Source organism: Sulfurimonas sp. (assembly GCF_027056685.1).
GTDB lineage: Bacteria > Campylobacterota > Campylobacteria > Campylobacterales > Sulfurimonadaceae > Sulfurimonas.
The window spans coordinates 1-12,718 of sequence record NZ_JALUKE010000063.1; the positions used below are offsets into that span (position 1 = coordinate 1).

At 32.9% G+C, this 12,718-nt stretch carries 13 protein-coding genes; 3 read left to right on the plus strand and 10 right to left on the minus strand.

Annotated elements, in window-relative coordinates; translation table 11 throughout:
• The 4 genes from MVY38_RS02415 to MVY38_RS02430 all read right to left on the minus strand — a co-directional run.
• A partial coding sequence (locus tag MVY38_RS02415) for an aminotransferase class III-fold pyridoxal phosphate-dependent enzyme (protein WP_297483211.1) occupies positions 1-721 on the minus strand: 721 nt, incomplete at its 3' end.
• Positions 722-874: 153 nt separating this feature from the next.
• Positions 875-1,459, minus strand: coding sequence for a DUF302 domain-containing protein (locus MVY38_RS02420; RefSeq protein ID WP_297483213.1), 585 nt, complete (start codon positions 1,457-1,459; stop codon positions 875-877).
• A gap of 138 nt (positions 1,460-1,597) precedes the next feature.
• A complete protein-coding gene (locus tag MVY38_RS02425) occupies positions 1,598-3,340 on the minus strand; it encodes a molybdopterin-dependent oxidoreductase (RefSeq protein WP_297483215.1) in 1,743 nt (580 codons plus the stop codon).
• Positions 3,327-4,142 carry an HlyD family efflux transporter periplasmic adaptor subunit gene (locus MVY38_RS02430; protein WP_297483218.1) on the minus strand — a complete coding sequence of 272 codons (816 nt, stop codon included), beginning with the start codon at positions 4,140-4,142 and terminating at the stop codon, positions 3,327-3,329. Before MVY38_RS02430 ends, MVY38_RS02425 begins: the two co-directional genes overlap by 14 nt.
• Positions 4,143-4,261: 119 nt before the next feature.
• Between MVY38_RS02430 and MVY38_RS02435 the strand changes: the two genes are divergently transcribed.
• Positions 4,262-5,215: a chemotaxis protein gene (locus tag MVY38_RS02435; protein WP_297483220.1), complete on the plus strand. Its 954-nt coding sequence runs from the start codon at positions 4,262-4,264 to the stop codon at positions 5,213-5,215.
• Positions 5,216-5,249: 34 nt separating this feature from the next.
• Here MVY38_RS02435 and MVY38_RS02440 read toward each other — a convergent pair whose 3' ends face one another.
• Genes MVY38_RS02440 through MVY38_RS02450 form a run of 3 tightly spaced genes read right to left on the minus strand, consistent with a single transcriptional unit; the run spans position 5,250 to position 8,635 of the window.
• A complete protein-coding gene (locus MVY38_RS02440) occupies positions 5,250-6,587 on the minus strand; it encodes a sodium ion-translocating decarboxylase subunit beta (RefSeq protein ID WP_297483223.1) in 1,338 nt (445 codons plus the stop codon).
• A gap of 3 nt (positions 6,588-6,590) precedes the next feature.
• Entirely contained in the window at positions 6,591-8,393 is a 1,803-nt protein-coding gene (locus MVY38_RS02445) for a biotin/lipoyl-containing protein (RefSeq protein WP_297483225.1), read from the minus strand.
• An 8-nt stretch (positions 8,394-8,401) separates the two neighbouring features.
• Entirely contained in the window at positions 8,402-8,635 is a 234-nt protein-coding gene (locus tag MVY38_RS02450) for an OadG family transporter subunit (RefSeq protein WP_297483228.1), read from the minus strand.
• Positions 8,636-8,794: 159 nt separating this feature from the next.
• Between MVY38_RS02450 and MVY38_RS02455 the strand changes: the two genes are divergently transcribed.
• A complete protein-coding gene (locus MVY38_RS02455) occupies positions 8,795-9,100 on the plus strand; it encodes a hypothetical protein (RefSeq protein WP_297483231.1) in 306 nt (101 codons plus the stop codon).
• 165 nt (positions 9,101-9,265) lie between these two features.
• Here MVY38_RS02455 and MVY38_RS02460 read toward each other — a convergent pair whose 3' ends face one another.
• Together MVY38_RS02460 and htpG are read right to left on the minus strand one after the other, a co-directional pair.
• Entirely contained in the window at positions 9,266-9,784 is a 519-nt protein-coding gene (locus MVY38_RS02460) for a hypothetical protein (protein WP_297483234.1), read from the minus strand.
• Positions 9,785-9,886: 102 nt separating this feature from the next.
• Entirely contained in the window at positions 9,887-11,779 is a 1,893-nt protein-coding gene (htpG, locus tag MVY38_RS02465; RefSeq protein WP_297483237.1) for a molecular chaperone HtpG, read from the minus strand.
• Between the two features lie 132 nt (positions 11,780-11,911).
• On the opposite strand from htpG, the gene MVY38_RS02470 reads away from it, so the two are divergent.
• On the plus strand, positions 11,912-12,271 hold the full coding sequence (locus MVY38_RS02470) for a hypothetical protein (protein WP_297483240.1): 360 nt from the start codon (positions 11,912-11,914) through the stop codon (positions 12,269-12,271).
• On the opposite strand, the gene MVY38_RS02475 is transcribed toward MVY38_RS02470, so the two are convergent.
• A complete protein-coding gene (locus MVY38_RS02475; protein WP_297483243.1) occupies positions 12,207-12,656 on the minus strand; it encodes a hypothetical protein in 450 nt (149 codons plus the stop codon). The two genes, MVY38_RS02470 and MVY38_RS02475, sit on opposite strands and share 65 nt — an antisense overlap.
• Positions 12,657-12,718: the final 62 nt, after the last annotated feature.

Consider the following 12,718-nt stretch of genomic DNA (forward strand, 5'->3'; position numbering starts at 1 on the left):
GATCAATTCCATATGCTTGCGATGCTGTAAACTCTCCAACTCTATAAACACCAGTTTGCACTTCATCTATTATAAGAGGAATCTCTTTAGCTTTTAAAAGTTTTGCCAGTTTTTGTACTTTTTCTCTGTCTTGAGGCTCAACACCACCCTCACCTTGAATCAGTTCTATCATAACGCCTGCAGTATGGTCATCTAAAAGAGACTCTATTGCATCAATACCATCTGCATATACAAAACCATCAGGAAAAGGTCCAAAATAGTTATGCATAGACTCCTGTCCTGTTGCTTTTACCGTTGTAATTGTGCGTCCATGAAAAGAGTGGTTCAGTGTAATGATTTTGTATCGTTTTATCTTTCCATCTCGTTCACCATGTTTTCTTGCAATTTTAATAGCACCCTCATTTGCTTCAGCACCGCTATTTGCGAAAAAACATTGCATGTCATATCCACTCGCTTCTACAACTTTTTGGGCAGCTTTCGCTTGTGGTGCAATATAGTAAAGATTTGAAGTATGTGTAAGTTTAGAGACTTGTTCACAAAGAGCCTTAGCCACTCTTTTGTTTCCATGACCAACCGAGACAACCCCTATACCCGAAGTAAAATCAATATATTTTTTACCATTAGCATCAGTAAGTGTTGCGTTTGATCCACTTACAAACTCTACATCTGCTCTTGCATATGTAGGAAGTACATATTTTTTATCTAACTCTTTTATATTCATAACTTTTCTCACTTATAGGTATCTTATTTAATTACTTAAATTATATCACACAAAAGGTTTATATTTATAAATAAAATTGCTTAAAAAAAAAGGGGATTTAAAGAGGAGCTATCCCGCGAAAGGGGATAGCAAAAAAGAACCTAAAAATGATTCTTAAAAGTCACCATTCGCAGCACGCTTAGTAATTTCAGTCATTGCTGTTTCAACTTTTGTTGCAAGTTTTAACATTTTAGGAGGGAGAGGATAGCCACCGTGAATTGCTAAAGTTAAATCCATAGTAATTAGGTAAGCATCACCATTTCCATATTGAATATACATAATTCTACATGGCATAAAACCACCGAAATAACGAGAGTGATTTAAAAATGTTTTTGCAATTGGTAGAGAACAAAGAGAGAAAATTCTAGCCTCTTTTACTTCTGTTGGTTTTGCATCTTTTTTTGTAAACATTTTTACATAGTTAGTAAGTCTCATGTTATACTCTTCTGTAAGCGCAGTAATAGATTCTTTTACATCATCGCCACTTACATCATCAGCAACTTTAAATTCCATCATCATAGCTTTAGCCGGATCACCATCCTTCACTACTTTACTAAACATATCATCATATGCTTTCATAGCACCATCATCAAGCTTATGCTGACCTGTCACTGCAGTCCAACCCATGTGCATTGTAGAACACCCAGACATAAACATCATAATCGCTAACGCGCTTAATCCTAAAACTAACTTTTTCATATATTTCCTTTGTCACCACGAATATCTTCACTGGCATAATTTGAGCTTTACCTAAGTAAAGAGGAGGTAATTATAACACTTCAATATAAAAGTAAATTTAAAATAAAATCATAAGATAATCTTATGAAAATTATAAATTTACTTTTTTATTTTCACCCTATTTTCCTGATATACAGCATTTTTTCCCTCATAAGAGTGTTTTGAAGATGTAAGATTATTTACACCCTTTGTGCCACTATAAATTACTATAGTATCTTTTCTTAATGCATCACTATTTTTAGCACGCAATAACACTTCTCCATTATCAGAACTGATACAGAGTATTTCTCCATCATCATAACCTAAAGAGGGATGAAGAAGCACCTCTGTGCTGCGTTTAAATTGTGAATTAAGAGATGAGGGACTCTTTGGAGTAATAAGATAAAACTCATCATCATTGCTATTTTGCTGCGTTTCAAACTCCTCAAGAAAAACAAATTCTCCATCATCTGTATCAAAACCATCTTTATAAGGTTCTACATCTCTACCCTCAACCTGCACACTACCATCAATATGCCTTACACCAAAATTTTTATAATGTTGTAAATATTCACTCTCTGATTTTAATACAACACCAAATTCTTCACAAAGATAAGCTGCTAAATCATATTCACTAATGCCTATTGCACTCTCTATCTGTTTATTCATTACTAAAAGCCCATTATGAGAATAAGAACTTCTTACATCATTTTTTTCTAAAAAATTCTTCGCAGGAATAACTAAATCAGCAATTTCACTCGTCTCATTTTCATATAATCCAAAATAAATTACATTTTCACTCTTTTGTATTGCATTTTTTACACGAGAACCATCAGGCATTTGTGCTAGTGGATTTGCCCCTTGAATAAAAACAGTTGCAAACTCATCGAATTTTGTATTTACCTTAGAGACTCGTTTTGCTTTTGTCATAAATGCAGACTCTATATTCTCTTTTGAATTTCCAAGATAAGCAACACCACTCCCCTCTTTTGCAAAAAGTCCTAAAGATACGGCGAAGGCATCAATAGCGCGTAAAATATCAGCTCCATCTCTATATTTTTGGACACCAACACCACACACTATTGCAACTTTTTTATTGATACACAACTCTAAGATATCACCAATTTGACCAAGTGAAACACCAATATTTTCTAAAGTAGCCTTAATTCTAACCCCTTGTGTAAGTTCGTAATACTCTTCAAATTCACTTGCATATTTCTCTATAAATTCTTCATCTAAACTATCATTAATTGAGACAAACCGTGTCAAAAGTAGTGCTAAAAAAATATCAGTGTGGGGTTTTATCTGTACAAATATATCTGCACTTTTTGCAATCTTTGTTGCAACAGGATCAATAACAATCACTTTTTTATCTTTTATAAGTGGTAAAATGTGCGAAGATGTCACATGAGGATTTCGTCCCCAAAAAATCACAACCTCAGACTTGGCTATTTCACTCAGTGGCATATTTTTATTGCTACCGCGTCCATTAATAATGCCTGCCTCCCCTGCTCCATCACAAAGACTACCATCCGTTAGCACCGCTCCAAAATTTGCAAAGAAATGATCAGTCACCTCCTGCATTAAAGCAAAATTACCACTCCCTCTATAGTGAAGAATATCACTTTTTAAAGAAGAAGATAAAATCTCTTTTAATTTATTTAATGCCTCTTGCATAGAGATATTTTCGCCTTTATATCGTGGTAGTTCTATTCTCTTATTTTCCAAATAATGGTTCAAATGAGGGCATAAAAATCCATTTGTATGCCCCTCTTTCATCGGTTTTATCTTCCCCTCATCGTAAATAATTCCACAAGCATCATAACAATCAAGAGGACAGGCTGTAATACTACTTACTTTCATCATGTTCTTCTTTTAATTCAATTTTAATAAGATTTGAAAAGATCTTTGGTGCTTTCATAACAATCTGAGCACTGTATCTTGAAATATTTTTACCATCAGCAATTTTAGATATTCTTGAAAGTTTATAGCTACTCTTTTTTCCATTTATATACAAAACTTCATGTTTTAGATTTATAAGATCATTTTCATCAAGATAAACAACAGCTATAGCCTTGCTCACATCAGCAACAGTTGCTAATGGCGTACCAATATTGACTACACTTTGTGGTTTCACTTTTATTTCATAAAGAACAAAACCATTTGCTACAATACTTTTATCTTGAATCATCTTCATAAGCTGTTTTTCTCTAAATGCTAAATCACTTATATTTGTTTTTAAAGAGTTCATCTCTTTTAAAGTAGCAAGGTAACTATTTTCACTCGCTACCAAATCATAAAATTCTCTATCTTTTTCAACTTTTGATTTTATACTTAAAGCCATAATCTTTTTAAAATTCTCTTTTTTCCTCGCCAATGCTTCTTTCAAATTTTTTAAAATTTTTTCATTTGTTGTAAGAGTATTTTTTAGATAGCTCATTTTTTTTCTTACAGATTCTAGTTCATCGCGATTAAGCGTATCATCAATCTTAATAAAGGCTCTATTTGAAAGTTTTTTTCCCAACATATTTTCATTTGTATAGAGTACTTTACCCGATACATCAGATGTAATATTACGCACTTCATAAGGTTCCACTCTGGCATAGTAAACTTTTGCAAAACTAACTGTAGTTAAAAGAAATAGTAAACTTAATATTTTTAACAAAAAAGACTCCTCATATGACAATCATAAATTTTATTATTTTAACATTTCCTTACTAATATTCAAGCATATTTCATTTTCTTTCTGGTACTATTAAGAGATATTTAATATAAAGGTAATTAATGTCTGTACTTGACAATGTTGATGCTGCAACAAATTTAGCAAAAAATAATGAGCTACAGCTTTTAGTTTTTAGAGTGAGTCAAAATGATAGTTCTGCTTACTATGCTGTAAATGTTTTTAAAACACGAGAAGTTGTAGAATCAAAAAATCATTATCTCACACAACTTCCTTCATCGCACCCTCTGCTTGAAGGCACAATTGTTTTAAGAGATATGCAAATTCCAATTCTAAATTTACCTGCTTGGCTTGGTATTACATTAACAAAAGAAGAGATCCAAAAATCAAATATTTTAGTCTGTGATTTTAATGGGGTCATCATTGGCCTTAGAATTATGTCAGCATACAGAGTAATCAAAAAAAATTGGAATGAAATGCATGCACCAGATAGCTATAGACTTAAAGATGATGGTGTTGTCATAAATGACACACGGCTAGAAGATGGCAGTTTATGTCTTATTCTTGATTATGAAAAGCTTCTTGCAGATGTCCTGCCTCAGGCACTTGTAAATGTAGATAAAGATTTAGAAGTACTAAAAACTTTAGACCTTCCTAAAAAGCTCAAAGATGGGACTGTTCTTATTGCTGAAGATTCAAAAACAGCACAAAGACACCTTACACAAATATTTGAAAAAGCACATCTAAAAATGCAACTTTTTTCTAATGGTAAAAAACTTATTGATTACATTTTTGCTCTATCTGATGCACAAAAAGCACAAATTCCTGCTGTTATTACAGATATAGAGATGCCAGAGATGTCAGGATTTACTGTTATTCAAAAATTAAGAGCAAACAAATCTACACAAAATATTCCTATTATTGTAAATAGCTCTATGACTGGAGATAATAATAAAAGAGAAGCGCAGGGACTTGGAGCAGATGACTTTATAGACAAAACAAAAAGTCATAATGTTATTCCACTAATCTTATCTGTAATGAAAAAAAGAAACGCATAAAGAGACAATGTAATCACTACATTGTCTCTACAACTCAATGTTGAAACATTGAGATTAATACACCAGCCGCAACTGCTGAACCAATAACACCTGCCACATTTGGACCCATAGCATGCATTAAAAGCATATTTGTACGGTCATATTCCATACCTACTTTGTTTGATACACGCGCCGCCATTGGAACGGCTGAAACACCCGCTGAACCAATAAGTGGATTAATTTTATGACCTGGAAAAAGATTCATAATTTTTGCCATTAATACACCTGCTGCAGTACCTACACCAAATGCAATGATACCAAGAACCATAATAAATAAAGTCTCAGGTACTAAAAATTGATCGGCTGCAAGTTTAGAACCAACACCAAGACCTAAGAAGATAGTCGTAATATTAATAAGTGAATTTTGAAGTGTATCATTTAGACGCTCAACAACACCAGACTCTTTTAAGAAGTTACCAAACATAAAAGCACCAATAAGAGGTGTTGATTCTGGTAAAACTAAAATTGCAAGTCCTAAAACTAAAAGAGGAAAAATCAATTTCTCTAAACGAGATACATGACGAAGCGTAGTCATTTTAATTTTTCTCTCTGCATCAGTTGTTAATGCTCTCATAATTGGAGGTTGAATGATAGGCACCATTGCCATATAAGAGTATGATGCAACTGCAATTGCTCCTAAAAGTTCAGGTGCAAGTTTTGTAGCAATAAAAATAGATGTCGGACCATCGGCACCACCAATAATAGAGATAGCACTTGCTTGTTTTAATGTAAAATCAACAAGTCCCATTTGTGCTAAAACCATAGCACCAACAAGTGTTCCAAAAATACCAAACTGTGCAGCACCACCTAAGAGTGCAGTTTTAGGATTTGATAGAAGTGGACCAAAGTCAGTCATAGCACCAACACCCATAAATATGATAATAGGGAAAAGCTCATTTGAGAGACCAGCCTGATAGATAACACCTAAAAAGCCATGAGGTCCGCCAATGCCGGCAATTGGAATATTTGCCAACAATCCACCAAATGCAATCGGTAACAGAAGCAGTGGCTCAAAACCTTTCGCAATAGCAAGCCAAAAGAGAAGAAAAGTTACAAGTATCATAATAATACGACCAAGACCTTTACTAAAATCACTCATAGGCTTACCTGTTGCACTCATCTCATCTGCACGAGGATGTACCAAAGCAACAATACCAGTTGATTTTAAAAAGCTTATAATCATATCACCCATAGGTTGAGATTTATATGTCTCTACCTGATGCGTTGAAGCTTTTGTTGATTCTACCGCATGTTCTGAAGCCACTGCGTTTACAGTAAATGCAAACGCAAACAGCATCATAGATGCGAAAAATTTAATTAAAATACTTTTCATTAATTATCCTATAACTGCTACGACTTGACCTTCTACAACTTTGTCATTTGTAGCTACATTTATACTTTTTAGTACACCACCAGTTGGTGCAACAACATCAATTTCCATTTTCATAGATTCAAGAATCATAATTACATCACCTTCATTTAGGCTTTGACCTGGATTAGCAACTATTTTCCAAACACTGCCAGGAAGAAGTGCTTTAATTTCAACACCATCACCAACAGGTGCATTTGGCGTTGGTGCTGCAACTGCTGTCTCACCTTCAACTGCTACCACTTGAACATCACCACTACCTTCAGCAACCTGAACACTAAACTTTTGACCATCTACTACAACTGTATAATTTCCACTCATTTCTTTTCTTTCTCCTTTGCCTTTGCAATCTTCTTCCATTTGAGATATTTTTCGTACGTTTAATTCACCTTCACCTTTAAGAAAAGCGATACCTTTATCGTGACATGCCGCAGCAATAAAAATATTTTCCTCAGTGATTTCTATATTTTCTTCTTTAAGTCTATTAATCCAACTCTCTAAAGATTTTGCAGGATCAGCATCTGCTAAATCTAAAGCTTTTTCTGTTGTTGGTAAAAGATTTAACTTTTCTGAAGCTATTTTTACTATTTCTGGATCCGGAGCAACTGGTGTTTTCCCAAAATAACCAAGAACCATACGACCATATCCCGGAGCTATTGCTTCCCACGGACCTTGCATTACATTATTTAATGCTTGTTGGAAGTAAAATTGTGAAACAGGAGTTACTGATGTACCATAACCACCTTTTTCAACGACCTCTTGCATAGCAGCAATAACTTCTGGAAATTTATCTAAAATACCATTATCACGCATCATTTGTGTATTTGCAGTTAATGCCCCACCTGGCATTGGTGAAAATGGCATAATAGGAGATACTTTCGTTGCCTCTGGTGGAACAAAATAATCTGCCAAGCATGATTGAAGTTCTTTCTCGTATGTTAAAATTTTTCCAAGTTCTAAGCCACCAAGATCATAGTTCATTCCCTTTGTAGCATGAAGCATTGTCAAAATATCTGGTTGTGCTGTTCCACCACTTACAGGATTTGCAGCCATATCAATTCCATCAACACCAGCTTCCAATGCCGCCATATAAGCAGCTACAGACACACCAGCAGTCTCATGCGTATGTAGACGAATATGAGTATCATCACCAAGAAGTTTTCTTGCCATTTTAATAGTTTCAAAAACTTTTTGAGGATTTGAGGTACCAGAAGCATCTTTAAAACAGATACTATCAAACGGAAGTCCACTATCTAAAATATCGCGTAATGTTTTTTCATAAAATTCGACTGTATGTGCGCCATGGCATCCTGGAGGTAAATCCATCATGGTAATTGCCGCTTCATGCTTAAGACCATGATGTGTAATGCGTTCAGCTGAATATTTTAGGTTTTCAACATCATTTAAGGCATCAAAGTTACGGATTGTATTTGTTCCATGTTTTTTAAACATTTTAGCATGTAAGTCAATAAGCTCTTTTGAACCAGTATCAAGCATAACAGTATTTACACCACGAGCAAGTGTTTGAAGATTTGCATCAGGTCCTACAATTTTACGAAACTTATCCATCATTTCAAATGCATCTTCTCGTAAGTAAAAGTAAAGCGATTGAAATCTTGCTCCACCACCAAATTCAAAGTGATTTATTCCTGCTATTTTGGCTGCCTCTACTGCTGGAAAAAAGTCATCCATCAGTACACGACCACCAAATACAGATTGAAAACCATCTCTGAATGTTGTATCCATTACATCTATAAATTTTTTAGCCATTATAATCCTTAACCTTCTCTATGATGTGTAATTGCTGCAGTTATCGCCGCGACTATTTTTTTATTATTTACTTGTGCATTTGATGTTGTAGCATCTGCACTTGATTGCGGTTCAGGGAAATATCTGTTTATAATTGAAGACATTATGTTCATACATGCTATCATCACTACTAAGAATACGAACACAGTTCCCATTCCTAAAAACATAAATTTTACCCCCTCTATTATGAGGTTAGTTTCCATACAATTACCTTTTATATAATTTGTCTCTTAGTATAGTATAAAGATGTTTAAATAAAGTTTTTACTCTTCTTTTTTATTGCCAAGAGAGAATGTATGTTACTTTTTAGTAATATTTTGATATTATTATATTATATAAATAAAATATATAGGATTTAGATTATGGTAGCTGGTATGTATGAACAGGATTTTATGGCTTATATGATTTTTGGATTAATTTTAAACTTTGCTTTTTCAATACTCTTTGGTATCTATTTAAGTAGAAATATTGGTATGCAAGAGATGATGGAATCCAAAGGCGATAAACAGCAGTCTATACTTGTAAGTCTAAGCCTTTTTATTCCATATGCTAAGATGTTAATTACCCTTTACAGAGTAACAATTTTACAAATTTATTTTTTAAATAAGGGCTATACGCATAAAGAATTTTGGATTTATATAACAAATGATAAGCAAGAAAATCGCTAAAATGAGAGATTTTAGATTAAAAATAATTTTAAGCGCTCTTCTTGCACTTGTATTCTCACTTATTTTCATTCTATTGGCATTCGTCCTTCCAGTTGATAAAAAAGAGGTAAAAATAATTAATAATCATAAAGGAAAATTAGAACAAATTTCGGATTCACTGAAAAATTAGTTTTTTAATGAATCTTTCACTTCAATCAGCTTGAGAGTGTTGTAAGCTACTTCTGTATTGAGTTTAATTGTAGAAACTTCTAATGCCTCAAGACATAACATCAAATAATCTAAATCTTCACCTTTCATCATTTCATAAAGCAGTATCTCTGCATTTTTAATGCGTAAATTTCTTGCAACACCTAAGTTTTTATGAGCAAGTTCTCTAAAAGGAGTATAGTCTAGATTAGTTTCATTATTATTTTTAGATTTTTGTAAATTATTTAATTTTACTTCAAACTGTACTAGAGATTTAATAATTTGAGAGACATAGTCTGCTACTAATTCATTTATTAACGCTTCATCCAATCCTAACTCTTCTACAGCTTGTGCAGGGGCATAAGTATATTCTGATAAGTTCAAATCAGCCAGTTCATTTGTAATAAGATCCGTATAAATACGCGAAGCTTCTTCCTGCATTAATTGCACATCCTCTTTTTCTACTGATTTATTTAAAAGTTCAAATTTCTTTATCATAGATATAAAATAACATATTTTTATGTGATATACAATTTATTTGTAGTTTTATTTGAAGAGAATTGAATGAGTGTGCTTTTATTATACACTCATTCAAAAATTTTATAACGCTTTAGCAATAATTCTATTTAAGCGTACAACAAAATCTGCTGTATCATCAAGTTCTTGACCATCATATAATTTTGCTTGATCTAAAAGGACATGTGCTGCATCTTCTATTAAATTAACATCAGCACTCTCTTTGAGTTTTTCCACAAGCTCATGCTTAGGATTAATCTCTAAAATTGGTGCAGGCTCTGGTGCATCTGTTGCTTGCCCCATCTGTTTCATCATTTGAGCCATCATATAAGCTGGATCTTCTTTATCAATTTTAATAGCAACAGGAGAGTCTGTAAGTTCAGTTGTTACATCAACTTCTTTTACGCTATCACCAAGAATTTCTTTAAGTTTTTTTGTAAAATCTTCATACGATTTTGCTAACTCTTCTTTCTCCTTTTTATCATCTTCGCTCTCGTCAAATTTTGCATCTGCAGCAGGAATAAGTTTATACTCTTTATATTCAGTTACCATTGGGAAAATGATAGTATCTACCTCTTCATTAAGAAGAAGAACATCAATGCCACGAGCTTTAAATTTTTCTAAGATTGGTGAGTGTTTTAGTAAATCAAGAGATGTTTTTGCTGCCAAATAATAAATCTCTTTTTTCTCTTCATCCACATTTTTCACATAATCTTCAATAGTAATCATCTCGTCACTATTAAGAGAGTTAAATTTAAGAAGTTCTAAAATTTTCTCACGGTTCCCCATATCACTATAAAGTCCCTCTTTAAGTACATTACCAAACTCTTTGTAGAAAGTATTGTACTTATCTGAATCTTTTTTCATCATTTTAGAGAGTTCAGAAAGCACTTTTTTCACAGATGCATTTCTAATTTTACTCATCACTGGATTTGATTGTAAAATTTCACGACTTACATTCAATGGTAAATCTGCTGAATCAATCACACCACGCAAGAAACGCAAGTATGTTGGCATAAGCTCTTTTTCATCATCTGTAATAAATACACGATTAATGTAGAGTTTAATACCTGGTTTATAATCAACTCTATAGATATCCATAGGTGCTTTACTTGGAATATAAAATAGCGTTGTATATTCAATAGCACCTTCTGCTTTATGATGTGTCCATGCAAGAGGCTCTTCTGATGAGTGTGCAATTGTCTCATAAAATGATTTGTAATCTTCATCTTTTAGTTCACTTTTTGAGAGTGTCCAGAGTGCATTTGCAGCATTGATCTGTACATTTTCTATCTCAGTTTTAGCAGGCTCTATCTCTTTGCCATCATCATCTGTTTTTGCTGGAATTGTTTTCTCTTTATCCATAAAAATTGGAAATGCAATGTGATTAGAGTATTTTTTAATAATGCTCTCAACTCGATAAGTCTCTAAAAATTCCTCTTCACCATCATTTAAGTACATAATAATTTCAGTACCATGAGAATCTTTTGAAGCATCTTCAATTTCAAATTCACCTGTACCATCACTTATCCATTTATAAGCTTTTTCCTCACCTGCTTTTTTAGTAATAACTTCTACTTTTTTTGCAACCATAAATGCAGAGTAGAAACCAACACCAAACTGACCAATAAGATTAGAATCCTCTTTTTGATCACCTGTAAGATTTTCTAAAAATGCTTTCGTTCCAGATTTTGCAATAGTTCCAAGATTATTCATTAAATCTTCTTCATTCATACCAATACCAGTGTCACTAAGAGTAAGAGTTTTTTTCTCTTTATCTATTTTAATGTCAATACGAGGGTTAAATGAAACATTCTTATATTTTTCATCTGTTAAAACAAGCATATTGAGCTTATCCATAGCATCAGATGCATTAGAGACTAATTCACGAAGAAAAATCTCCTTATTTGAATATAGAGAGTGTATCATAAGTTGTAAAATTTGATTTGCTTCTGTTTGAAATTGATGTTTAGCCATAATTTAATTCCTTCTTTTTTAAAATTTAAGTGTATTTTAGCAAAAAAAGTTAATAGTTGCAAGTTTTATCAAAAAACTTTAGTCTTATTCACTAAAGTTTGTTTAGCTTACTATTTTGCTATAATACTTTCTATGGAAAATGATTACATAGATTTAATAGAACCAACCCCAATACTTCACTCAAAAAAATGCAAGTTGATTGCGTTTAGCATAAAACTTTTACTGCAATATTCTAGCTTTGTCACTGCGTTTATAGCTTGGTATTTGTATGATTATTTTATAGCAGGAGCAACACTACTCATCACATTCTTAATTATTGGAATAGTCCGTGCGAAGATGAGAAATAGTGTTATTCCTCCCCATCAGAGGGAGTACCACTATACGGATGAAGGGATTGCCAACTGGTTTAGTGCAAAAGAACTCTGTCCTAACCAAGAATGGAACGAATCACAATCGCATAATGCAATACAAAAAGGTTTAGAAAGAAAATAAGCAGTGAAGAACCACGAGAAATAATGTTTTGTAATTTCGTTCTCTCTACATTATTTGTTTTAAACGCAATAATAAAATGAATGACTGTTGCAATTACAATCACGAGAACAATCCATAATTTTTTTCGTAAAGTATCTATAACTAGGGAATGATCACTAGTAAAAAGTTGTGATAAAAGTCCATCGTTTGTTATCATAACAGTTCCAGTTATTAGTAAAATCACAATAGAAACGACTTCAAAATAACCAAAAATAGGTCCAATATGAGGATAAACCTGCTTTTGTTTCTCTTTATCTCTAAGTGAAACTCCTAAAACAAACATAAAAACGGAACCACCAATCCATGCAATAGCAGCAATTAAATGTATATGTATAAAAATACCCAAAAATCTTCCTTTTAATAAATCGTGCATATATTATAGCAACTTCAACAACAGAGAGTTGATAC

Coding starts and splice junctions, on each gene's coding strand:
- MVY38_RS02420 (WP_297483213.1), bottom strand. CDS start 1,459: ATGAAAAAGTTAGTTTTAGGATTAAGCGCGTTAGCGATTATGATGTTT.
- MVY38_RS02425 (WP_297483215.1), bottom strand. CDS start 3,340: ATGAAAGTAAGTAGTATTACAGCCTGTCCTCTTGATTGTTATGATGCT.
- MVY38_RS02435 (WP_297483220.1), top strand. CDS start 4,262: ATGTCTGTACTTGACAATGTTGATGCTGCAACAAATTTAGCAAAAAAT.
- MVY38_RS02440 (WP_297483223.1), bottom strand. CDS start 6,587: ATGAAAAGTATTTTAATTAAATTTTTCGCATCTATGATGCTGTTTGCG.
- MVY38_RS02445 (WP_297483225.1), bottom strand. CDS start 8,393: ATGGCTAAAAAATTTATAGATGTAATGGATACAACATTCAGAGATGGT.
- MVY38_RS02450 (WP_297483228.1), bottom strand. CDS start 8,635: ATGGAAACTAACCTCATAATAGAGGGGGTAAAATTTATGTTTTTAGGA.
- MVY38_RS02455 (WP_297483231.1), top strand. CDS start 8,795: ATGGTAGCTGGTATGTATGAACAGGATTTTATGGCTTATATGATTTTT.
- MVY38_RS02460 (WP_297483234.1), bottom strand. CDS start 9,784: ATGATAAAGAAATTTGAACTTTTAAATAAATCAGTAGAAAAAGAGGAT.
- htpG (WP_297483237.1), bottom strand. CDS start 11,779: ATGGCTAAACATCAATTTCAAACAGAAGCAAATCAAATTTTACAACTT.
- MVY38_RS02470 (WP_297483240.1), top strand. CDS start 11,912: ATGGAAAATGATTACATAGATTTAATAGAACCAACCCCAATACTTCAC.